The organism is Streptomyces anulatus (genome assembly GCF_000721175.1).
Lineage (GTDB): Bacteria > Actinomycetota > Actinomycetes > Streptomycetales > Streptomycetaceae > Streptomyces > Streptomyces anulatus_C.
The window spans coordinates 171323-192831 of record NZ_JOEZ01000012.1; the positions used below are offsets into that span (position 1 = coordinate 171323).

General features: G+C 72.1%; 18 protein-coding genes and 1 pseudogene. 9 read left to right on the plus strand and 10 right to left on the minus strand.

The features are described from left to right. Nucleotides 1–151 precede the first annotated feature (151 nt). The 5 genes and pseudogenes from IG90_RS0115370 (at nt 152) to IG90_RS0115390 (ending at nt 5782) form a co-directional block, all read left to right on the plus strand. A complete protein-coding gene (locus IG90_RS0115370) occupies nt 152–943 on the plus strand; it encodes an MIP/aquaporin family protein (RefSeq protein WP_030583673.1) in 792 nt (263 codons plus the stop codon). Between the two features lie 45 nt (nt 944–988). Continuing rightward, entirely contained in the window at nt 989–2533 is a 1545-nt protein-coding gene (gene glpK, locus IG90_RS0115375; RefSeq protein WP_030583676.1) for a glycerol kinase GlpK, read from the plus strand. 14 nt (nt 2534–2547) lie between these two features. After that, nucleotides 2548–4158 (plus strand): glycerol-3-phosphate dehydrogenase/oxidase, encoded by a 1611-nt coding sequence (locus IG90_RS0115380; protein WP_030583679.1) that lies wholly within the window; start codon nt 2548–2550, stop codon nt 4156–4158. 229 nt (nt 4159–4387) lie between these two features. Continuing rightward, nucleotides 4388–4600: pseudogene (locus IG90_RS45855) on the plus strand (hypothetical protein); the annotation flags it as partial. A gap of 129 nt (nt 4601–4729) precedes the next feature. Beyond that, complete coding sequence (locus IG90_RS0115390; protein ID WP_051860158.1) at nt 4730–5782, plus strand: PAC2 family protein; 1053 nt, start codon at nt 4730–4732, stop codon at nt 5780–5782. Between the two features lie 90 nt (nt 5783–5872). Here IG90_RS0115390 and IG90_RS0115395 read toward each other — a convergent pair whose 3' ends face one another. The 5 genes from IG90_RS0115395 to IG90_RS0115415 all read right to left on the minus strand — a co-directional run bounded on the left by IG90_RS0115395 (nt 5873) and on the right by IG90_RS0115415 (nt 12587). Then, nucleotides 5873–8929, minus strand: coding sequence for an NPCBM/NEW2 domain-containing protein (locus IG90_RS0115395; RefSeq protein ID WP_030583687.1), 3057 nt, complete (start codon nt 8927–8929; stop codon nt 5873–5875). 126 nt (nt 8930–9055) lie between these two features. Further along, the gene (mshC, locus tag IG90_RS0115400) at nt 9056–10285 is read right to left on the minus strand and encodes a cysteine--1-D-myo-inosityl 2-amino-2-deoxy-alpha-D-glucopyranoside ligase (RefSeq protein WP_030583689.1); all 1230 of its coding nucleotides are present in this window, start codon (nt 10283–10285) and stop codon (nt 9056–9058) included. 114 nt (nt 10286–10399) lie between these two features. Further along, the gene (locus IG90_RS0115405) at nt 10400–11239 is read right to left on the minus strand and encodes an SCO1664 family protein (RefSeq protein ID WP_030583693.1); all 840 of its coding nucleotides are present in this window, start codon (nt 11237–11239) and stop codon (nt 10400–10402) included. After that, entirely contained in the window at nt 11203–11793 is a 591-nt protein-coding gene (locus IG90_RS0115410) for a DUF3090 domain-containing protein (protein WP_030085580.1), read from the minus strand. Before IG90_RS0115410 ends, IG90_RS0115405 begins: the two co-directional genes overlap by 37 nt. A 71-nt stretch (nt 11794–11864) precedes the next feature. Then, on the minus strand, nt 11865–12587 hold the full coding sequence (locus IG90_RS0115415) for a histidine phosphatase family protein (RefSeq protein WP_030583700.1): 723 nt from the start codon (nt 12585–12587) through the stop codon (nt 11865–11867). Between the two features lie 54 nt (nt 12588–12641). On the opposite strand from IG90_RS0115415, the gene corA reads away from it, so the two are divergent. Then, the gene (corA, locus tag IG90_RS0115420) at nt 12642–13634 is read left to right on the plus strand and encodes a magnesium/cobalt transporter CorA (RefSeq protein ID WP_030583705.1); all 993 of its coding nucleotides are present in this window, start codon (nt 12642–12644) and stop codon (nt 13632–13634) included. A 26-nt stretch (nt 13635–13660) separates the two neighbouring features. Here the strand turns inward: corA and IG90_RS0115425 are convergent, their stop codons facing one another. Further along, nucleotides 13661–14449, minus strand: coding sequence for a hypothetical protein (locus IG90_RS0115425; RefSeq protein ID WP_030583707.1), 789 nt, complete (start codon nt 14447–14449; stop codon nt 13661–13663). A 243-nt stretch (nt 14450–14692) separates the two neighbouring features. After that, on the minus strand, nt 14693–15742 hold the full coding sequence (locus IG90_RS0115435; RefSeq protein WP_030583711.1) for an LLM class F420-dependent oxidoreductase: 1050 nt from the start codon (nt 15740–15742) through the stop codon (nt 14693–14695). A gap of 138 nt (nt 15743–15880) precedes the next feature. Between IG90_RS0115435 and IG90_RS0115440 the strand changes: the two genes are divergently transcribed. Continuing rightward, entirely contained in the window at nt 15881–16864 is a 984-nt protein-coding gene (locus IG90_RS0115440) for an aldo/keto reductase (RefSeq protein ID WP_030583714.1), read from the plus strand. Next, entirely contained in the window at nt 16861–19212 is a 2352-nt protein-coding gene (locus IG90_RS0115445; RefSeq protein WP_030583717.1) for a helix-hairpin-helix domain-containing protein, read from the plus strand. The genes IG90_RS0115440 and IG90_RS0115445 overlap by 4 nt, the downstream gene beginning before the upstream one ends. 124 nt (nt 19213–19336) lie before the next feature. Here IG90_RS0115445 and IG90_RS0115450 read toward each other — a convergent pair whose 3' ends face one another. Continuing rightward, nucleotides 19337–19996 carry a hypothetical protein gene (locus tag IG90_RS0115450; protein WP_030583721.1) on the minus strand — a complete coding sequence of 220 codons (660 nt, stop codon included), beginning with the start codon at nt 19994–19996 and terminating at the stop codon, nt 19337–19339. Between the two features lie 47 nt (nt 19997–20043). On the opposite strand from IG90_RS0115450, the gene IG90_RS0115455 reads away from it, so the two are divergent. After that, nucleotides 20044–20232, plus strand: a complete 189-nt coding sequence (locus IG90_RS0115455) for a DUF5703 family protein (RefSeq protein WP_003970138.1) — start codon at nt 20044–20046, stop codon at nt 20230–20232. 71 nt (nt 20233–20303) lie between these two features. On the opposite strand, the gene IG90_RS0115460 is transcribed toward IG90_RS0115455, so the two are convergent. Together IG90_RS0115460 and chpH are read right to left on the minus strand one after the other, a co-directional pair. Continuing rightward, nucleotides 20304–21119, minus strand: a complete 816-nt coding sequence (locus IG90_RS0115460; RefSeq protein WP_030583724.1) for a chaplin — start codon at nt 21117–21119, stop codon at nt 20304–20306. Nucleotides 21120–21258: 139 nt separating this feature from the next. Continuing rightward, on the minus strand, nt 21259–21492 hold the full coding sequence (gene chpH, locus IG90_RS0115465) for a chaplin ChpH (RefSeq protein WP_003970136.1): 234 nt from the start codon (nt 21490–21492) through the stop codon (nt 21259–21261). Between the last annotated feature and the right edge of the window lie 17 nt (nt 21493–21509).

A 21509-nucleotide genomic window follows, 5' to 3' on the forward strand; every position in this document is an offset into this window, starting at 1 on the left:
GCAATACGCGTTAGGGTGTGGCAGTGCCAAGGGCCGATCAAGCCCTTACAGATGGGTTGCCCACGCTTCGTGGATACCCATCTGGGGCGCGGAACACCGGGCGGGACCCGGTGATCCGCTCTCCCCTGGACGAAGGACGAAGGAGTCGCGGGTGTCCAGCTCCGACATTTTCATCGGCGAGACCATAGGTACCGCCGTACTCATCCTGCTCGGCGGCGGTGTCTGTGCCGCCGTCACGCTGAAGCGCTCGAAGGCCCGGGACGCGGGCTGGCTGGCCATCACCTTCGGGTGGGGCTTCGCCGTGCTGACCGGCGCGTATCTCGCCGGCGGCGTATCGGGCGCCCACCTCAACCCCGCGGTCACGGTCGGCCTCGCCATCGAGGGCGGCACCGAGTGGGGTGACGTACCGCTCTATCTCGTCTCCCAGCTGTTCGGCGCGATGATCGGCGCGGTCCTGGTCTGGGCGGTGTACTACGGGCAGTTCCACGCCCACCTCACCGACCCGGAGATCGTCGACCTCCAGCCCGTCGAGGACGGCATGGTCGACCAGAAGGCCGCCCCGAAGGCCGGCCCGGTGCTCGGGATCTTCTCCACCGGTCCGGAGATCCGCAACGGCGTGCAGAACGTGATCACCGAGGTCATCGCTACCACCGTGCTGGTGCTGGCGATCCTGACCCAGGGCCTCAACAACGAGGGCAACGGTCTCGGCGTGCTCGGCGCGCTGATCACCGCCCTGGTCGTCGTCGGCATCGGCCTCTCGCTCGGCGGCCCGACCGGCTACGCCATCAACCCGGTCCGCGACCTCGGTCCGCGCATCGTGCACGCGGTGCTGCCGCTGCCGAACAAGGGTGGTTCGGACTGGGGCTACGCATGGGTACCCATCGTGGGTCCGCTCATCGGCGGCGCCATCGCCGGTGGGCTCTACAACCTCGCCTTCGCGTAGCCCGAGCCGCACCTCTACCACTTCACAGACTTCCGGGAGCACACCGTGACCGACGCACACACCACCGGCACCCACGGCACCGGCCCGTTCATCGCGGCCATCGACCAGGGCACCACCTCCAGCCGCTGCATCGTCTTCGACAAGGACGGCCGGATCGTCTCCGTCGACCAGAAGGAGCACGAGCAGATCTTCCCGAAGCCGGGCTGGGTCGAGCACGACGCGACCGAGATCTGGGAGAACGTCCAGGAGGTCGTCGCCGGGGCCATCGTCAAGGCCGGCATCACCTCCGCCGACGTCAAGGCGATCGGCATCACCAACCAGCGCGAGACCACGCTGATGTGGGACAAGAACACCGGTGAGCCGGTGCACAACGCGCTGGTCTGGCAGGACACCCGCACCGACGCGCTCTGCAAGGAGCTCGGCCGCAACGTGGGCCAGGACCGGTTCCGCCGCGAGACCGGGCTGCCGCTCGCCTCGTACTTCGCGGGGCCCAAGGTCCGCTGGCTGCTCGACAACGTCGAGGGGCTGCGCGAGCGCGCCGAGGCCGGCGACATCCTCTTCGGCACCATGGACTCCTGGGTCATCTGGAACCTGACCGGCGGCACCGACGGCGGTGTGCACGTCACCGACGTCACCAACGCCTCGCGCACCCTCCTGATGAACCTGCACACCATGGCGTGGGACGAGAAGATCCTCTCCTCCATCGGCATCCCGGCCGCGGTCCTCCCCGAGATCCGCTCCTCCGCCGAGGTCTACGGCCACGCCAGGGGCGGCATCCTCGACGGCATCCCGGTCGCCTCCGCGCTCGGCGACCAGCAGGCCGCGCTGTTCGGCCAGACCTGTTTCGCCGAGGGCGAGGCCAAGTCCACGTACGGCACCGGCACCTTCATGCTGATGAACACCGGTGACACCCCGGTGAACTCCTACAACGGGCTGCTCACCACCGTCGGATACCAGATCGGCGACAAGCCCCCGGTGTACGCCCTGGAGGGCTCCATCGCGGTCACCGGTTCGCTGGTGCAGTGGATGCGCGACCAGATGGGCCTGATCAAGTCGGCCGCCGAGATCGAGACGCTGGCCTCCTCGGTCGAGGACAACGGCGGCGCGTACTTCGTGCCCGCCTTCTCCGGTCTGTTCGCCCCCTACTGGCGTCCCGACGCCCGCGGGGTGATCGCCGGCCTCACCCGTTACGTCACCAAGGCGCACATCGCCCGTGCCGTCCTGGAGGCCACCGCCTGGCAGACCCGCGAGATCAGCGACGCCATGACGAAGGACTCCGGCGTCGAGCTGGCCGCGCTCAAGGTCGACGGTGGCATGACGTCCAACAACCTGCTGATGCAGACGCTCGCCGACTTCCTGGACGCGCCCGTGGTGCGCCCCATGGTCGCCGAGACCACCTGCCTCGGCGCCGCCTACGCCGCCGGCCTGGCCGTCGGCTTCTGGCCGGACACCGACGCGCTGCGCGCCAACTGGCGCCGGGCCGCCGAGTGGACACCCCGCATGGACGCGGACACCCGTGCCCGCGAGTACAAGAGCTGGCTCAAGGCCGTCGAACGGACCATGGGCTGGATCGAGGACGAAGAAAGCTGACGAGGAGCATCACCATGACCACCCTGCAGAGCGTTCCCGCCCTCGGAACGCACCCGGCCTCCGGCTCGCTGCCGAGCCGCGCCGAGACCCGGGAGCAGCTGTCCCGGGCCACGTACGACCTCCTGGTCATCGGCGGCGGCATCCTGGGCATCTCCACCGCCTGGCATGCCGCGCAGTCCGGGCTGCGGGTGGCGCTGGTGGACGCCGGCGACTTCGCCGGCGCCACCTCCTCCGCCTCCTCCAAGCTCCTCCACGGCGGTCTGCGCTACCTCCAGACCGGCGCGGTGAAGCTGGTCGCGGAGAACCACTTCGAGCGCCGCGCGGTCTCCCGCGAGGTCGCCCCGCACCTGGCCAACCCGCTCACCTTCTACCTCCCGGTCTACAAGGGCGGCCCGCACGGCGCGGCCAAGCTCGGCGCGGGCGTCTTCGCCTACTCCGCGCTCTCCGCGTTCGGCGACGGCGTCGGCCACGTCATCTCCCCGGCCAAGGCGCAGCGTGACGTCCCCGAGCTGCGCACCGACAACCTGAAGGCCGTCGCGGTCTACGGCGACGACCAGATGAACGACGCCCGCATGGCCCTGATGACGGTCCGCGCGGCCGTCGACGCGGGCGCGGTCGTCCTCAACCACGCGGCCGTCACCGGTCTCCGCTTCACCCGGGGCCGCGTCACGGGCGCCGACCTCAAGGACAGCGTCGACGGCACGGAGTTCGGCGTCACCGCCCGCCTCGTGCTGAACGCGACCGGCCCGTGGGTCGACCACCTGCGGAAGATGGAGGACCCGAACGCGGCGCCCTCCATCCGCCTCTCCAAGGGCGCCCACCTGGTGCTCAAGCGGACCCGGCCGTGGCGGGCGGCGCTGGCCACCCCGATCGACAAGTACCGGATCACGTTCGCGCTGCCGTGGGAGGACATGCTGCTCCTCGGCACCACGGACGAGGAGTACGAGGGCGATCCGGCCGATGTCGCGGTGACCGAGTCCGACACCGCGCAGATCCTCGACGAGGCGGCGTTCTCGATCAAGGACCAGCAGCTGTCCCGCGATCTGATCACGTACTCCTTCGCGGGTCTGCGGGTGCTGCCCGGCGGTCCGGGCGACACGTCCAAGGCCAAGCGCGAGACGGTCGTCACGGAGGGCCGCGGCGGCATGCTGTCGGTGGCCGGCGGCAAGTGGACGACGTTCCGCCACATCGGCCGTACGGTCATGAACAAGCTGGCCGCCCTGCCGGGGCACCCGCTGGCCGAGGACATGGAGCCGATGAACCGGCTGCCGAGGAAGCTGCCGTTGCCCGGCATCGCCAACCCGAACGCGGTCGCGCACCGGCTGCTGATCGACGGCGGCACCCCTGGCCCCCGGATGGCGCCTGACACCGCCCGGCACCTGGCCACGCACTACGGCTCGCTCGCCTTCGACATCGCCCGCCTGGCCAACGAGAGCCCGGAGCTGGCCGAGCGCGTCCACCCGGACGCCCCGGAGATCTGGGCCCAGGTCGCCTACGCCCGCGACCACGAGTGGGCCGAGACGGCGGACGACGTGCTGCGCCGCCGGACCACGCTGACGATCCGCGGCCTGGCGACGGACGAGGTCCGCGGCGGCGTCGAGAAGCTGCTGGCCGACCGGGACTGACCCACCCCCCACGGGTACGGGACGGGGGCGGTTTCCTCGCGGGAGCCGCCCCCGTCGGCGTGGGCGATCGCCCGGCACACGCGCCACACCCGCCATACGCGTGCAACGCGCCGCGGGGACGGTGGAGTTCATCGGATTCTCCGTGCTCTCCCTGATCGTTCACGCCCCGCACCCGCTGACCGGCGACCGTCGCCGCCGACCTGCTCGAAGAGGCTGATCGGCAGTCCTCAGTCCTCAGCACATCATCGACAAGATCCTCGGCCGGCACGAGGTCTACCGCCACGACCTCCGGTCGGTCACCGTGGACGGCTTCGGGCTGAGCCGGCCGGAGCAGTTGGAGACGCTCCAGCGGTTCGCCGCCCCGGTGGTGCGGCGGGAGAGGCGCCGCCCTCGCTGCGGTACTGACGCGGAGCCGGCCACCGCGGTGGCGCGGGGGCCATGATGCACTGATCCAGCCGATGATCCACTCCTGGTGGCAGGGTTCACCCGGCCGTGCACGAGGGCTGCGGCGGGGGGCCCCGGAAGCCGTAAGGTTGCTCCGTACGTATGGAGACATCGGAAGGAGGCCCGGGTGATCGAGCTCGAGTCGGTGCCCGAGCTGATCGACCCGGTCATGGTGGCCGCGTTCGAAGGCTGGAACGACGCCGGGGACGCCGCCTCCACAGCGGTCGGTCATCTGGACCGGGAGTGGAAGGGCGAGGTGTTCGCGGCGCTGGACGCCGAGGACTACTACGACTTCCAGGTCAACCGGCCCACGGTGTGGCTGGACGGCAACACGCGGAAGATCACTTGGCCGACGACGCGGCTGTCCGTGGTGCGGGTCGGCGGGGACAAGCCCCGGGACCTGGTCCTGGTGCGCGGGATCGAACCGTCGATGCGCTGGCGGTCGTTCTGCAACGAGATCCTCGGCTTCGCCCATGAGCTGGGCGTCGAAATGGTCGTCATCCTGGGCGCGTTGCTCGGCGACACCCCGCACACCCGGCCGGTGCCGGTGAGCGGAGTCACCTCCGACGCGGATCTGGCGCGGACGATGGACCTGGAGGAGACGCGGTACGAGGGCCCCACGGGCATCGTCGGGGTCCTCCAGGAGGCGTGCACGCATGCCGGGGTGCCCGCGGTCAGCCTGTGGGCGGCGGTCCCGCACTATGTGTCGCAGCCGCCGAACCCGAAGGCGACGCTGGCCCTGCTGAACCGGCTGGAGGACCTGATCGGGCTGCACATCCCGCTGGGCGAGCTGCCCGAGGACGCGCGGGCCTGGCAGCTCGGGGTGGACCAGCTGGCCTCGGAGGACAGCGAGGTCGCGGAGTACGTGCAGACGCTGGAGGAGGCGCGGGACACCGCGGAGCTGCCCGAGGCGTCCGGCGAGGCCATCGCCCGGGAGTTCGAGCGCTATCTGCGGCGGCGGGACGGTGGACCCGGGCAGGGGCCGGGCGGCCATGCGACGGAGTCCGGGGACGTGTCGTATCTGCGCGACCCCTCCAGCGGCCGCACCCGCCCGCCGAAGCCGCCCCGTCCGGAGACGGGGCAGGGCAGGACCGCCGACGACAAGGGCGGCAGGGGTTCTGACGACGCGCCGGGCAGCGACTCCGACGAAGGCCCCGGGAACACCTCCGAGGAGGACTGACCGGAGCGGTGACGAACGGCGGGGCGCCGCACGGGAGACGATCCCGGGCGGCGCCCCCTTGTTTCCGCGGGCCGTTCTACGGGTCCCGGCTCAGGCGCAGTGGAACTTCGCCGCCGCCCAGTCGCCGTGGTCCCCGGTCCTGGACCCGTTGGTGTCGGTGACCTTCAGCCGCACCTGGCGTACGCCGTCGAGCTTCACGTCCACCGGCAGGGTCGCCGAGGCGCCGGTCAGTTTCGGCGAGGTCCACAGCACCTTGCCGTCACCCTCCACGGAGAACGCCACCTCTCCGTAGCCGTCGATCTCGTCGTCGATCCCGACGTCGGCGGTGAACGCGGTGCACCGGCCGCCGAGGTGGAGCGCGATGTCGGAGTCGGCGTGGGTGCCGATGCCCTTCTCGTACGCCGTTCCCGCGAGCGTCAGCGTCTTCCCGTCGCTCGCGCCCGACTCCCCGTTGGAGCGGTCGCGTTCGGCCGGACCGTAGCCGTTGGTCTCGGAGAGCCAGACGAGATCGCTCGCCCAGGCCTCGCCCTCCGGCGCCGGCGGCAGGACGGAGACGGCGAGCCGCTGCTGACTCGTACGGGCGTCACCGGCGGCCCGGTAGCGGGCCAGCGCCGTCAGCGTCCTCTCGCGTACCTCGGCGTCCTTCGCCGGGGTGAGCGCCACCTCGACCCGGCGGGTGGCGCCTGCCGGAATCCGCCCGGGCACCTTCGCCGTGGCGGTCTTCCAGCCCTCGGGGACCTGAAGGGAGACCGTGGTGTCGGTGAGCGCGGAGCTGCCCGCGGTCACGTCGACCAGGACCGTGCCGGGTGTACCGGCTCCGGCCTCCTGACCCGCGGGGGCCGTGAGGACGGCGGCCGCCGAGGCCTTCTTGCCGCCGACCGCACTGGTGCCGAGGAGGTTCACCGTGAACTTCTTCGCGGTGCTCACGGGCGCGGTCTTCACGTGCACCACGCCGCCCCGGTCGTCGCGGTCGTACCACCAGCCCTGCCGGGCCTTCTCGTACGCGCTCTCCGAGGTCAGCTCGGGCAGCGTCCGGTCCAGCTTCACCGAGCGGGGCTCGGAGCCGGTGTGGACGGTGAACTCGTAGGGGCGCACGGTCTGCTTGCCGGTGAAACTGCCCCGGCTCTCGTTGATCGTGACGGAGACGTCGCCCGGGCCGCGCTCGGGGGCCCGGACGTCGGCACGCTGGGTGGCGTACTCGCCGTCGCGGTGCTTCCGGGTGACGCCGTCGTCCTCGTACAGGGTGAAGGAGCTGTCGCCCTGCGGGTAGACGTCCCAGGCCAGCGGGGAGTCGGCGGTGCGGTCGCGGTAGGAGCGGATACCCGGCCACATCGGGACGGCCGCGCCGGCCTTCACGAAGAGCGGCAGGGTGTCGAGCGGGGCGCCGTAGGTGTCGATGGTGGTGGGGCCTTCGTAGGTGCGGCCGCTCCAGTAGTCGATCCAGGTGCCCTTGGGGAGGTAGATGTCCTGGCGCTCGGTGGTGTCCTGGTAGACGGGCGCGACGAGGAAGTGCTCGCCGGAGAGGAACTCGTACTTCGGCGCCTCCGTGGACGCCTTCGGGTCGTCGGGGTATTCGAGGACCAGCGGGCGGACCATGCCGACACCGGTCTTGGTGGCCTCGTGCGCGTAGGAGTACTGGTAGGGCAGCAGCGACTCCTTGAGCTTGAGGTAGTCGCGGTTGATCGAGGTGTACGGCTCCCCGTAGCGGAACGGCTGCTTGTCCATGGCGGCCCAGCCGTCCATGGTCATCGTCGTGCCGAGGAACATCTTCCACTGGAGGTCGCGGGTGTACGTCTTGGCGCTGCCGCCGAAGATCCCGTCGACGTCACCGGTGGTGTAGGCGAGTCCGGACATCGTGGCGCCCGCGTAGGTGGGGATCTGCCAGCGGATGTACTCCCAGGTGCCGGACTGGTCGCCGGACCACTGGACTCCGCAGCGCTGCGCGCCCGCCCAGCTCTCGGGCGCCCAGGTGAAGCCGCGGGCGTCGCTGTTGTCCTCGATGCCCTTGTACGCGTCCTTGCAGCCGTCGAGGGCGAACTTGTAGCCCTCGCCGACCCAGGCGACGTCCAGCTTGGCGACCCGCTGCCCGGCCTTCACCTGCGCGGCGAGGTTCTCGATGCCGTCCTCGGTCCACAGGCCGAGCTCCATGTTGCGGTCCTTCAGCCCCTGGGCGGTCTCCTCCAGGTCCTCGTAGCCGCAGCCGTAGCCGTCGTTGACGAGCATCCAGCCGTTGGGCATGTCGTTCTCGACGTAGCCGTCGGCGACCTTCAGCGCGTCCAGGGTGCGGCGCTCGCCCCGGTTGGCGTTGTGGAGGTAGCAGTCGGCGTCACCGATCTCCATGCCGTAGACGGGCGGCAGGAACGGTTTGCCGGTGAGGTCGGTGTACTGGCCGATGACGTCCTTGGCCCCGTCGCCCGCGAAGTAGTAGGCGTCGAAGCGCTGTTCCTTCGCGCTGGTCGTCACCGGGTCGGTGAACGCGTAGGTGCCCGGGGCGTAGGTGTTGCGGAAGACGCCGTAGCCGGCCGAGGAGAGGTAGAACGGGACGGAGTTGGGGTGGCCGCCGTCGTCCCAGTTGTAGTCGACGGCGACCTCGACGGTCTGGTCGCGGTGGGAGGTGTTGCCGCGGCCGTTCTGCATCCCGGCCCCGTAGAACTGCTCCCCGGCGCCCCGGGCCAGCGTCTGGACGGTCTGCTCGCCGGTCCAGCTCAAGCCCTTCGCCTCGGACCAGACGAGGCTGCCGTCGGCCCGGTGCAGGGCGAAGCGCAGCGGCTTCTTGTAGGCCCGCAGGGTGACCTCGCCGGTCGACAGCTCGTAGCGGTCGCCGCGGTCCTTCCAGCGGGTGCGGGGCGGGTTGCCCTGGGGCAGGACGATGTCGTCGCCGGTGGGATCGGTGAACTTCCCGTCGGGGGCCAGCTCGATGCGGAAGGTCTCCTCCGAGACGAAGCTGACCTTGGCCTCGGCCTGCCCGGCGCTCAGCCGGTACACCGCCCCGTCCGCCCGGAATCCGGTCACGTCCCCGACCGTGGTGGTCTCCGTGCCCGTCGGCGGGGCCTCGTCGGCGTGGGCCCCGCCGGGCCCCGTGAGGACCGCGATCAGTCCGAGCAGTGCAGCAACCACTGCCGCTCTCATGCGCGTTGATGTTTGCATAGTGAGCTTTTAGCGCAACTTCGAGCACATGACCATGGACAAAAAGGAACCGGCCCCGAACTCCGTAGAGAAGTCCGAGGCCGGTCCGGGTGATCGGATCAGGCCGAGCGGGTGCCGTCCTCCGCCCTACAGTGCGACTCCGAGGAGGGCGTCGACCGTACGCGAGACGAGGCCGGGCGCACCCTCGTCCGTGCCGCCCTCCGCGCCCTGGAGCACGGCCCAGCGGTCGACCGCGGCGAGCGCGGCGGGGCTGTCCAGGTCGTCCGCGAGGGCCTCGCGGACCTCCTCGACCAGCGCGTCGGCGGACGGCCCGTCGGGGCGCGAGACGGCGGCCCGCCAGCGCGCGAGGCGCTCGACGGCGTCGGCGAGCACCTGGTCGGTCCACTCCCAGTCGGAGCGGTAGTGGTGGGAGAGCAGGGCGAGCCGGATGGCCGCCGGGTCCACGCCGTCGCGGCGCACGGCCGAGACGAAGACCAGGTTGCCCCGGGACTTGGACATCTTCTCGCCGTCCAGGCCGACCATGCCGGCGTGGACGTACGCCTTGGCGAACGGGTGCTCGCCGGTCAGCGCCTGGGCGTGGGAGGCGCCCATCTCGTGGTGCGGGAAGGCGAGGTCGGAGCCGCCGCCCTGGATGTCGAAGCCCATGCCGAGGTGGTCGAGCGCGATGGCGACGCACTCGATGTGCCAGCCGGGGCGGCCCGCGCCGAGCGAGGCCCCGTCCCAGCTCGGCTCGCCCGGGCGGGCGGCCATCCAGAGCATCGGGTCGAGGGGGTTCTTCTTGCCGGGGCGCTCCGGGTCGCCGCCGCGCTCGGCGGAGAGCCGGCGCATCGCCTCGGCGTCGAGGCCGGAGACCTCGCCGAAGTGCGGGTCGGCGTCGACGGAGAAGTAGATGTCACCGTCCAGGTCGTAGGCGGCGCCCGCGTCCCGGAGGCGTTCGACGAGGGGCACGATGCCCGGTATCGCTTCGACCGCCCCGATGTAGTGCCGCGGGGGCAGCATCCGCAGGGCGGTCATGTCCTCGCGGAAGAGTGCCGTCTCGCGCTCCGCGAGCTCGGTCCAGTCCTGGCCGTCGCGCACGGCCCGCTCCAGCAGCGGATCGTCCACGTCGGTCACGTTCTGGACGTAGTGGACCTGCCGCTTGGTGTCGAGCCACACGCGCTGAACCAGGTCGAACGCGTTGTAGGTCGCCGCATGACCCATGTGGGTCGCGTCGTACGGCGTGATGCCGCAGACATAGATGCGGGCGACGGGACCGGGGTCAAGGGTGATCCGTCCGCCGGTCGCGGTGTCGTGGATCCGAAGGTCGCGGCCCTTGCCAGGCAGGGCGGGGACCTCAGAAGCGGGCCAGGCATGCATGTCATGAGCGTAACCGGACGATGCTTCCGGATACGAACCGGCACCGGAAACCTGTCCGAAGAGGCCTTCTTGCGGAGCACACCTGGCGGGCGGTAAGGGGGCTTTGCCTCCGCGTTAGACCGGCGGCCAGGGGATGGAGGGCCACCGGCCGCTCGGCTGCGGGTGCACGCCGCTCCTGACCAGCCCGGCGACCCGCTCCCGCAGGGCCTCCAGCTCGGCCGGCGTGATGAGTTCGGCCATCCGGGTGGCGAGGGTGGTCCCCGGCGCCAGCTCCGCGGCGAGCCGGCCCAGCACCGCCAGCGCCTCTTCGGTCAGCGGCTCACCCGCCCAGCCCCAGAGCAGGGTCCGCAGCTTGTCCTCTGCGTTGAAGGTGACGCCGTGGTCGATGCCGAAGAGCCGTCCGCCGGGGGCGGGCAGCAGGTGGCCGCCCTTGCGGTCACCGTTGTTGATCACCGCGTCCAGCACGGCGAGCCGCCGCAGCCGGGCGTCGTCGGCGTGCACCAGCAGCGCGGTCTTCCCCTCCCCCACGTCCGCGAAGCCCACGGCTTTCCAGCCATCGCCCGGTTCGTCGTCCTCGACGAGAGCGAGCAGTTCCCGTACGCCGTCGGTGGGCTCGGGTCCGTCGATCCAGAGCTGGCACATCCCCTGCCCGTACGGCCCCTCCCGCAGGACGGTCGGCGGCACCAGGTCCCAGCCGGTCGCCCGGGAGATCTCGTACGCGGCGACCTCCCGCTGGGCGAGGGTCCCGTCGGGGAAGTCCCACAGCGGCTGCTCCCCCGCGACCGGCTTGTACGCGCAGGTGCGCTCCTCGCCCTCGTACGCCACCGTGCAGTGCAGCACCGCGTTGGACGCCCCGCCGACCTGCCCGAGAACGGTGATCGTGCCCTCGGTGAGCAGGGTCAGCAGCTCGGTGTCCGTCAGGCTCCGCGACGGTATCCGTTCTGGCGCGGGCATACGTGTCCTTCCGGATCGAGCGGCAGGCTGCACAACGGACACGGCGGGCGGCCGGCGTTGACGACGTCCAGGGCCCGCTTGGCGAAGGCGCGCGCCTGGGCGCCGCTGAGCCGGACGCGGAGCATCGGCGGGCCGTTCTCCTCGTCCTGGAGGAGCTTCTCCTCGGCCTCCGCGAGGTCGTCCTCGGAGTCGGCGTCGAGTTCGACGAGGGCCTGTGCCTCGACGATCATGCGCTGTTCCTCGCCGTCCCAGGCCAGGGCCATGGTGCCGACCCGGAACTCCTCCTCGACGGGGACGTCGAGGGGCGCGGTGTCGGAGACGTCGGTGGGGGCCACGGCGGGCACCGGGCTGTTGCCCCCGGTACGGCGCACGACCTCGTCGAGCAGTTCGTCGATCCGCTCGGCGAGAGCGGCGACCTGGGTCTTCTCCAGGGCCACGCTGGTGACCCGGCCCTGAGAGGACGCCTGCAGGAAAAACGTACGGCGGCCAGGCAGCCCGACCGTACCGGCCACGAATCGGTCCGGTGGGTCGTAGAGGAACACCTGACGGGACACGTCCTGCTCCCTTGAGCTTCGATGGTTGGTTGGGCGGCGCTACGGCGCGTCCACCCTACTGCCCGGAGAGATCACGGCGCGCCCGCGCCGCCCCCGACCGTCGCGTCCGCCGCGCCGTCGCCCGTGGAGGACGCGGCGGCGTCCGCCCCGACGGAGTTCTCGCGGGGGCCAAGGGATGCGAGGTCGCCGGTGTCGCCGAGCCTCAGCAGGAAGGGGCGCAGCCGTGTGTACCGGATCGCGGTGACCGAGCAGGGGTCGACGTGGACGCGCTGGAAGAGGTCCAGGTGCATGCCCAGCGCGTCGGCGACGAGGGACTTGATGATGTCGCCGTGCGAGCACATGACATAGGTGGCGTCCTCACCGTGCTCCGCCTCGACGCGGTCGTTCCAGTCGCGTACGGCGTCGACGGCGCGGGCCTGCATCGCGCGCATGGACTCCCCACCGGGAAAGGCGGCGGCGGAGGGGTGCTGCTGGACGACGGACATCAGGGGCTCGTCGGCGAGTTCGGCCAGCTTCCGTCCCGACCAGTGGCCGTAGTCGCACTCGCTGATGCGGTCCTCGGTGTGCAGGGGCAGGCCGGGGCGGGCGTCGAGGAGCGGCTGGAGCGTCTGCCGGCAGCGCTCCAGAGGGCTGCTGACAGCGAGGACCGGGGCCAGGGCGGACAGCCGGGCGGGGAGGGCAGCGGCCTGTTCGGCACCGCGCTCGTCGAGGAGGACGCCGGGGGTGCGGCCCGCGAGCACTCCGGCGGTGTTGGCGGTGGAGCGTCCGTGGCGTACGAGGATCAGCGTGGGCATACTCGCCAGCGTAGAGGGACGGCGAAGGTGCACCGGAGCCGGTCACGGGGAAGAATGCCCGCCGTGATCGTGGACTGTGCCATCTACCGGGACGGGCGCCGCACCGAACGGCCCGACGACTTCTCCGAGGCCCTGGACGAGGCGCGGGCCTCGCCGGAGGCGTTCCTCTGGATCGGGCTGCACGAGCCGACGGAGCAGGAGTTCGAGCGCGTTCATGTGGAGTTCGGACTGCACCCGCTGGCCGTGGAGGACGCGCTGCGGGCGCACCAGCGGCCCAAGCTGGAGGTTTACGACGACTCGCTGTTCGCGGTCCTCAAGCCGATCGTCTACGAGCCCGAGAGCGACACGGTCAGCGCCGACGAGCTGATGGTCTTCATAGGGGACTCGTTCGTGGTGACGGTCCGGCACGGCGAGGGCGCCCCGCTGGCGGCCGTGCGCCGCCGGCTGGAGGCCGACCCCGAGGTGCTGAAGCACGGCCCGACGGCGGTGCTGTACGCGGTCAGCGACGCGGTCGTGGACCACTACATGGACGTGGCGGCCGAGCTCCAGGTCGACCTGGAGGAGCTGGAGGCGCAGGTCTTCGCGCCGAGCGGCGGCAACTCGAAGAACACCGCCGCCCGGATCTACACCTTCAAGCGGCAGGTGCTGGAGTTCCGCCGGGCGACCGGCCCGCTGGCGGTGCCGATGGCGCGGCTCGCGGGGGCGGGCGTGCCGTTCGTCCACGAGCACGCGCAGCCGTTCTTCCGTGACGTGGCCGACCACCTGACGCGCGCCAACGAGCAGGTGGAGGGGCTGGACCGGCTGCTCTCGGACATCCTCGCGGCGCATCTGGCGCAGATGGGCGTGCGGCAGAACGACGACATGCGCAAGATCTCGGCCTGGGCGGCGATGGCCGCCGTCCCGACGATGGTGGCGGGCGTCTACGGCATGAACTTCGACCACATGCCGGAGCTGCACTGGGCGTGGACGTACCCCGCCGTGGTCGCGCTGATGGGCTGCGCCGTGTTCGGTCTCCACCGGCTGTTCAAGCGGCGCGGCTGGCTCTGAGGGCCCGGGGTCGCGAGCCGGGAGCCTCAGACGAATTCGTGTTCCGGTACGGCGGGGCTGCCGAGTGCGTCGCGCCGCTGCGGCATCTCCAGGCTCACCATGCGCCGCCAGCCGATCAGACGCTCGTACGCGTACATCGCGTGGATGCCCGCGGCGAGGACGGCGGCCTTGGGGCGCGACCAGCCGAGCACCCGGCCCATGTTGGCCATCACGGCGAGGCTGACGTCACGGTGGACCCGGATCTCGGCCAGGGCGCACTCGCGCATGATCCGCTGGATGGTCCGGCCGTGTCCGGCGCGGGCGAGGCCGAGGAGTTCCTCGTGGCAGTACGCGAGGTGGTTGTCCTCGTCGTCGGAGATCATCTTCACCGCGCGGCCGATGTCGGGGTGGTCGGCGAAGTAACGGCGCAGCAGGCGCATCTGCTCCGAGGCGCGCTGCTCGGTGACGCGGCTGTGGGCCAGATAGGTGATGATGTCGCGCTCGGTGAGCCGCTCCTCGCCGCGCAGCCGGGAGTGCGCGAGGCCGATGCCCTGCTGTTCCAGGAGCATCGTGTAGTCGGTCTCCGGCGGGACCTCGACGGGCGGCAGCCCGCGCTTCATCAGGAGGGCGTCGAAGATCCGGCCGTGCTTGTCCTCGTCGGCGCCGTGCCGGACGATCTTGGGAGCCAGGTCGCGGCGGCTCTCCGGGACGAGGGCGGCGATGCGGGCGTTCTCCCAGCCGCCCTGGGCCTCGCCGCTCGCGGCGATGGAACAGAAGAGCCGGTAGGACTCGTCGTTGTCCAGAATCTCCTGGAACAGGGTCTGTGCTGAGAGCATGACGGCCACCTCCGTACCCGTTGCCCGCGGAGCCGAAGTCCGCGGGCAGTAGTCCGCACGGAGAGTCAAATGCGCCGCGGGACAGTCGGCAACCGGAACGGTCACGGAGCCGGTCAGCGACCCGGTCACGGGCAGCGCGCGGCGGGCGTAACCCCTGGGCGTGCGGCGCGTTGTTCCAGGTGACGGCCGTGGCGGGGAAGACCCCGAGCCCCCACCACGGCCGTAGTGCTGTCCCGGGACCCGTCAGGCGAGGCCGGAGCGCTCCAGGGCGTCCGTGCCGGCGCGCAGGGCGGTGAGCCGCTCCTCCAGGGTGAAGCCGGCCGGGGCGAGGTTGAGCGTGGTGACCCCGGCGGCGGCGTACGCCTGCATCCGGTCGGCGATCCGCTCGACGGGGCCGAGCAACGCGGTCTGGTCGATGAGCTGGTGCGGTACGGCAGCGGCGGCCCCCGCCTTGTCCCCTCCGAGGTACTTGTCCTGGATCTCGGCGGCCTCCCTCTCGTACCCCATGCGCTGCGCGAGCTGGTTGTAGAAGTTCTGCTTCCGGCTGCCCATGCCGCCGACGTACAGGGCGGTGTACGGGCGGAACATGTCGGCGAGGCCGGTCACGTCGTCGCCGACGGCGAGCGGCAGCGTCGGGCTGACGTCGAAGCCCTCCATGGTCTTCCCGGCCTTCTCCCGGCCCGCGCGCAGTGGCTGGATCGCGGTCTCCTCCAGGTGCTCGGCGGAGGGGAAGATCAGCAGGGCGCCGTCGGCGATCTCACCGGTCTGCTCCAGGTTCTTGGGGCCGATCGCGGCGATGTAGAGCGGGATGTGCTCGCGCTGGGGGTGCACGGTGAGCTTGATCGGCTTGCCCGGGCCGCCGGGGAGCGGCAGCGTCCAGTGCGCTCCCTCGTACGACACGCGCTCGCGGGTCATCGCCTTGCGGACGATCTCCACGTACTCGCGGGTGCGGGCCAGCGGCTTGTCGAACTTCACGCCGTACCAGCCCTCGGAGACCTGCGGGCCCGAGACCCCGAGGCCGAGGCGGAAGCGGCCGCCGGACAGCGAGTCGAGGGTGGCGGCGGTCATCGCCGTCATGGTGGGCTGACGGGCCGGGATCTGCATGATCGCGGAGCCGACGTCGATCGACTCGGTCTGGGCCGCGACCCAGGTCAGCACGGTCGGGGCGTCGGAGCCGTACGCCTCGGCCGCCCAGCAGACGTCGTAGCCGAGCCGGTCGGCCTCCTGCGCGACGGCGAGGTTGTCGCCGTCCATGCCGGCGCCCCAGTAACCGAGATTGATGCCGAGCCGCATAACCGCTCCCCTTACTGATCAGTAACGTCGCTTCCTCCGGACTCTAGCGCGGGTGGCGGCGATCCGGCAGGCCCGGCGGACCTCCGGTTGTCCACAGGCCTCCGCCCGGTGGGGCCATGGCCAGTAATCTCAGCGCCCATGGAGCAGAGGCATCTCGGCCGTACCGGCCTTCGCGTGTCCCGGATCGGGCTCGGCACCCTCACCTGGGGCCGGGACACGGACGAGCACGACGCCGCCGACCAGCTGAAAGCCTTCTGGGACGCGGGCGGCACCCTGGTGGACACCGCCGATGTGTACGGGGGCGGCGAGGCCGAACATCTGCTCGGGCGGCTGGTCGACAGCCTGGTCCCCCGTCAGGATCTGGTCATCGCCACGAAGGCGGGCAACGTCCCGGACCCCTACCGCCGCTTCAACGGCTCGCGCGGGCACCTCCTGGCCGCCCTGGACGCGTCCCTGGAGCGGCTCGGCACGGATTACGTGGACCTGTGGCAGGTCCACGCCTTCGATCCGGCGACCCCGCTGGAGGAGACGCTCCAGGCGGTGGACCTGGCCGTGTCCTCCGGCCGCGTCCGCTACGCGGGCGTGTCGAACTTCTGCGGCTGGCAGCTGGCGAAGGCCGCCACCTGGCAGCTCGCCGCACCCGGGGTGCGCACCCGGCTGGCCAGTACGCAGATGGAGTACTCGCTGCTCCAGCGGGGCATCGAGCGCGAGGTGCTGCCCGCCGCGCTGGACCTCGGGATCGGGCTGCTGCCGTCCTCTCCGCTGGGACGCGGGGTGCTCACCGGCAAGTACCGACAGGGCACGCCGGCCGACTCCCGGGGCGCGTCCGACCGGCTCGCCCCGTTCGTCGAGCCGTATCTCGACGACGCGGCGGCCCGCATCACCGACGCGGTGGCGACGGCGGCGGACGGCCTGGCGACGAGCCCGCTCCAGGTGGCGCTCGCCTGGGTCCGGGACCGGCCCGGGGTGGCAGCGCCGATCGTCGGTGCGCGCAACGCCGGTCAGCTCGCGGAGGCTTTGTCGGTGGAGGCGCTTAGTCTTCCCTACGAGATCTGCCAGGCGCTCGACGATGTGTCGGCGCCCGTGCACCGCTATCCCGATCAGGACTGGAGCACGCTGTGACTGCGCTTCCCGGGGAGACCCCCGGCACCGTCGGCACGGACACACCACAGGACGCCGTGTCCCCGCCGGACACCGGTGCCGAAGGCCCCGCGCACGCCGAAGCGCCCGAAGCCGCCGAGCCGTCGGACACCCGGGTCGGCGCGGAGGGCGCGGAGACCGACGCGGAGGACGACGGGGCCGCCGAGGCGACTGAGACGGCTGCTGACGGACCGGCCGCCGGCGCTGACGGCGCCGGCGGCACAGCCGACAAGACCGCCGACGCGCCGCCCACCGCCGAGCTCTCGGAGGCGCAGGCCGAGCTGGCCGCCCAGCGCGAGCTGCGGGAGCGGATCGAGAAGCGCAAGGCGGAGAAGGCCGCGCCCATCGCCGCCGGCACCGGTCTGAGCGGCACGGCCGCCGATCTGCTCGCGGCCGTCCGGGCCGTGGAGAGCGGCGAGAAGGCGGGCACCGCGTTCTTCGACTCGCCCGCCCCCGCGCCGGCCTCCCGGCGTCCCGCCCCGGCCGCCGCACAGCCGCCCCGGGCCCCCGTGCCCGCCGCCGCCCCGGCGGCGCAGGCCGCCTCGCCGGAGGCCCTGGACGCGGTGCGCGCGGTGCTCGTGGAGGGCGGGGCCCCCGAGGCACTGGCCCGCCCGGCCGTCGGCGCGCTGGGCGAGCAGGCCGCCGAGCTGCTGCGCACCGACCCCTGGCAGCTGCTGGCCGTGCCCGGTGTGCGGCCGGAACAGGCCGACGGCTTCGCCCGGGCCCTGCTGGGCGCCGGCTGCGGCCCGGACGACGGGCGCAGGACATCGGCCCTGGTCGGCTGGCTGCTGGAGCGCGCCGCCCTCCAGGGCCACACGGCGCTGGACGCCGGGGCCGTACGGGCGGCGCTCGCCGAGCGTGCGGTCGGCGATCCGGACGCGGCGGTGCGGGACGCCGTCGAGGAAGGTGTCGCCCTGCTCTTCCAGGAAGGCGACGAGCTGGAGCTGGGCGACGGCGGCGAGGCGGCGGACGGCGAAGGGGACGAAGCAGACGGGGCGGACGGGGCGGACGGGGCGCGCCTCGCGGAGGACGGCGACGCTGTCCGGGAGCCGGTCCAGGTGCTGCTGGGCCTGGACCGCTACGCCCTGGCCGAGGAGAGTCTCGCCGACGGCCTGGCCCGGCTGGTCAACGCCTGTGAGAAGGCCGCCGACTGGACGGAGGCGGCGGCCGCCGCCCCGAGTCCGTCGGCCGCCGAGCTGATCCGTACCACCGCCGCCGCCGGGCTCGTCGCGCACTGCGGCGGTGAGGCGGCGCGGGCCGAGCCCGCCGCGTTGATCGCGGCGGCGCGCGGCCTGGGCCTGCGGGCCCTGGGCGCGACCCACAGCGAGGACGGCCGCCGACGGCTCGCGGCGGCCACCGGCGACCCGGACACGGCGGTCACCCTGGCCGGCCTGCTGTCCGGGGCGCAGGGCCCCGGCCGGGACGAGGACGGGGCCCTGGCCCTGGACCTGCTGGTCGTGCTGGACGCCCCGCAGCTGGACGTGGAGGGTGCGGCGGTCCTGGTCGAGGCACTGGCCGACGGCACCCGGCTGGTGCTGAGCGGCGACCCGGGCGTGCTGGGCTCGGCGGGGGCCGGGCGGGTGTTCGCCGATGTGCTGGCCGCCCGCGCCTGCCCGCAGGTCGTCTCCCGCACCCCGGACCCGGGACCGATCGGCGAGCTGGTCTCCGGGATCGGCGTCGGCGAGCTGAACCAGGTCGACGCCCCGGGCAAGGAGGTGGTGATCGTCCCGGTCCGCGACGCGGGCGAGGCGGTCCACCGCACCGTGCAGCTGGTCGCCGACTCGGTGCCCCGGGCGTTCGGCATCCCCGCCGAGGAAACCCAGGTGATCACGGTGGGCCACGGTGGGGCCGCCGGGACCAGGGCGCTGAACGAGGCGCTGAAGCAGCGGCTCAACCCGGGCCCCGGCCGGTTCGGCGGTTTCGACCCGGGCGACCGGGTGGTCCATGTGCCCGCGCCCGGTCGTGCGGTGCCCGGGGTGGTGCGCTCGGCCGACGCCGAGGGGCTGCGGCTGGACTGCGGGGGCGTCCCCGTCGTCGTACCGCAGGAGCGGGTGGAGTCGTCGGTGCGGCACGGCTGGGCCCTCAGCGCCCATCAGGCGGCCGGGATGCGCTGGCGCGCCGCCGTCGTGGTGCTGCCGGGCGACGCCGCGCAGGGGCTGAGCCGGCCGTGGGTGTACACCGCGTTCGGCCGGGGCGAGCGGCATCTGTCCGTGGTCCACGGGGTCGACCAGGCGCTCCCACACGCGGTGGCGCGGGTTCCGGCCCCGGAGCGGACGACCCGGCTTCGCCCGCTGCTGGAAGCACTCCCCACGGCAGACGCGGCTTCCTGAGCGAACCGGCTTCCTGAGCGGCTACGCGGATGAGCGGAGGAGCTGATCCGGACAGCGGTGGGGCCCCGGTGCACCGGGGCCCCACCGTCACGTCCGGTGCGGGAGAGAAGTCGAAGGAGTGAGGTCAGAGGCCGCCCACCGCCGGGCCGGCGAAGTCCTCGTCCGACTCGTCCTCCTCGTCGAAGACCGCGCTGACGTCGAAGCGGCAGACCACGAGTTCGGGGTCGGCGTCCTCGAACGGGGCGCCGAGCCACTCCCCCGGCTCCGGCGGCGCTTCCCCGGCCGAGACCCAAAGGGTGGAGTCGCCCTCCTCCAGACCGAACTCCTTGTGACGGGAGGCGATCTCGTCCGGTTCGTACTCGCCGAAGAGAACACCGAGCGCGGAGTGGACGCTGGTGCCGACCACCGCGGCCGTGCCGTCTCCCGGACCCGTGTCGAGGTCCGCGAGGCGCTGGGCCTGTGCGAGGAGGCGCGGGGGCTCCGCGACCACGTAGTCGCGCCGGATCAGGACGCTGAGCGCGCTGGGCTCCGCGGGACCGGCGTAGGGAGGCAGGGAGTCGTCCGCACCGGGGATCTCGAAGGGGGTGACTTCGTCGTAGCGGTCGTAGAGGAGCTCGTCGTAGACCTCGGCGGCAGCGGCAAGGGCGTTGAACGCGTCGTAGACGGCGGGGTCGTCGTCCCCGGTACGGCGTTCGACCGCGTCGAGGTGACGGTCGATCGCGGCTTTGACCGCTTCGGCGGCGGCACGTACCTCGGCAGCGGTGGGCTGCGCAGCATCAGACATAGTGCAGACGCTATCCGTACCGGGGCTCCGCCCGCACAATAGATGCGATGCCGGAATACGAATTCGTCGACGTGTACGTGCCGCGCGGGGTCTCCCGCAAGGAAGCGGCCCGACTCCTGACCGACCACGCCGAGTACGGACACTGGGAACTGGACCGCCTGACGCTCCGCAGGGACGGCAGCCGCAGGGTGCGGCTGCGCAGACGGATCATCCGTCAGCTACGGGCCACCTGGTGACATGGAGCGGGCCCCGCGGTCGCGGGGCCCGCTCCTTCTTCGTGGGCTACGCCGTGCGGCGCGCGCCCGGGTCAGGCGGCGCTGCGCGAGCGGCGGTAGAGAACCGATCCCGCACCGGCGAGCAGCAGACCGGCGCCGGCCGGGATGAGCAGGTCGAGCCCGCCCCCACCGGTCTGGGCAAGCTGCGGCTGCTGCGGAATGTTCCGGGGCTCGGGAGCGTTCGGCTCGGGCGGCTGGCTGCCCGGCGGGGTGACCGGCGTCTCCGGCGTGACCGGGGGAACCTCGGGCTCCTCGGGCGGCGGGGGCGGAAGCTCGGCATCGTTGAAGCAGTTGTTGCCGAAGGCGGGGTTCAGCAGCCCGCCGATGGTGACGCTGTTCCCGCAGAGGTTCACGGGGACGTCGATCGGCGCCTGGATCGCGTTGCCGGAGAGGATGCCCGGCGAGCCCTGGGCGGTCCCTTCGGCCGTGGCGCCGCCGCCCGGGGCCCGGTGACGGCCGGTACCGGGCTCGGAGTGCCGGTCCGAGGCGCCGGAGCTCCGGTCCGAGGCGGTGGTGTCGCCGCCCTGGGCGCCGTCGCCGGAGCCTCCGGGGACCGAGCGGGTCTCCGGAGCGGCCGAGCGGTCACCAAAGCGGCCGGATTCCGCTGATCCGTTTCCGCAGTCGTTTCCGCTGGTGGGGTTGAGCAGTCCGCCGACGCTGACGGAGTTGCCGCAGACGTTGACCGGGATGTCGATCGGGACCTGGACCGAGTTGCCGGACAGCACGCCCGGCGAGCCGGACGCCGTACCGGCCGCCCCGGAGTCGGCGTGGGCGTATCCGCCACCGAGCGCGAGCACTCCGCCCGCGGCCGCCATGGTGATCAGGCCTTTACGAGTGACCTGTCGCATAGGTTCGTTTCCTGCCTTCTGGCTTCCGAAAAACCCCCGGACACGACCGTGCGGGAGCCGAATGCCGAACGGTCCCGGAGTGCATGGAGTGCACTCCGGGACCGGTCGAGCTCAAACCCTTACGGGTTGACGTTCAACGTCAGGCGTTGACGCAGGTGTTGCCGAAGGCGGGGTTCAGCAGACCGATCACGGAGACCGTGTTGCCGCACACGTTGATCGGCACGTGGACCGGAACCTGGACGACGTTGCCGGAGAGCACGCCGGGGCTGCCGATGGCAGCACCCTGGGCGCCCGCGTCGGCGGAAGCCATGCCCGCACCCGCGAGAACGAGGCCACCCGTAGCAGCCGCAACTGCGACGACCTTCTTGATCATGATTCCTCCTAGTTGGA

What these genes read in the sequence shown, in the direction of transcription:
- mshC (WP_030583689.1), bottom strand. Translation starts at nt 10,285, where the DNA reads ATGCATGCCTGGCCCGCTTCTGAGGTCCCCGCCCTGCCTGGCAAGGGC.
- IG90_RS0115380 (WP_030583679.1), top strand. Translation starts at nt 2,548, where the DNA reads ATGACCACCCTGCAGAGCGTTCCCGCCCTCGGAACGCACCCGGCCTCC.
- IG90_RS0115395 (WP_030583687.1), bottom strand. Translation starts at nt 8,929, where the DNA reads ATGCAAACATCAACGCGCATGAGAGCGGCAGTGGTTGCTGCACTGCTC.
- IG90_RS0115440 (WP_030583714.1), top strand. Translation starts at nt 15,881, where the DNA reads ATGGAGCAGAGGCATCTCGGCCGTACCGGCCTTCGCGTGTCCCGGATC.
- IG90_RS0115415 (WP_030583700.1), bottom strand. Translation starts at nt 12,587, where the DNA reads ATGCCCACGCTGATCCTCGTACGCCACGGACGCTCCACCGCCAACACC.
- chpH (WP_003970136.1), bottom strand. Translation starts at nt 21,492, where the DNA reads ATGATCAAGAAGGTCGTCGCAGTTGCGGCTGCTACGGGTGGCCTCGTT.
- IG90_RS0115460 (WP_030583724.1), bottom strand. Translation starts at nt 21,119, where the DNA reads ATGCGACAGGTCACTCGTAAAGGCCTGATCACCATGGCGGCCGCGGGC.
- corA (WP_030583705.1), top strand. Translation starts at nt 12,642, where the DNA reads ATGCCCGCCGTGATCGTGGACTGTGCCATCTACCGGGACGGGCGCCGC.
- IG90_RS0115435 (WP_030583711.1), bottom strand. Translation starts at nt 15,742, where the DNA reads ATGCGGCTCGGCATCAATCTCGGTTACTGGGGCGCCGGCATGGACGGC.
- IG90_RS0115405 (WP_030583693.1), bottom strand. Translation starts at nt 11,239, where the DNA reads ATGCCCGCGCCAGAACGGATACCGTCGCGGAGCCTGACGGACACCGAG.
- IG90_RS0115425 (WP_030583707.1), bottom strand. Translation starts at nt 14,449, where the DNA reads ATGCTCTCAGCACAGACCCTGTTCCAGGAGATTCTGGACAACGACGAG.
- IG90_RS0115450 (WP_030583721.1), bottom strand. Translation starts at nt 19,996, where the DNA reads ATGTCTGATGCTGCGCAGCCCACCGCTGCCGAGGTACGTGCCGCCGCC.
- IG90_RS0115455 (WP_003970138.1), top strand. Translation starts at nt 20,044, where the DNA reads ATGCCGGAATACGAATTCGTCGACGTGTACGTGCCGCGCGGGGTCTCC.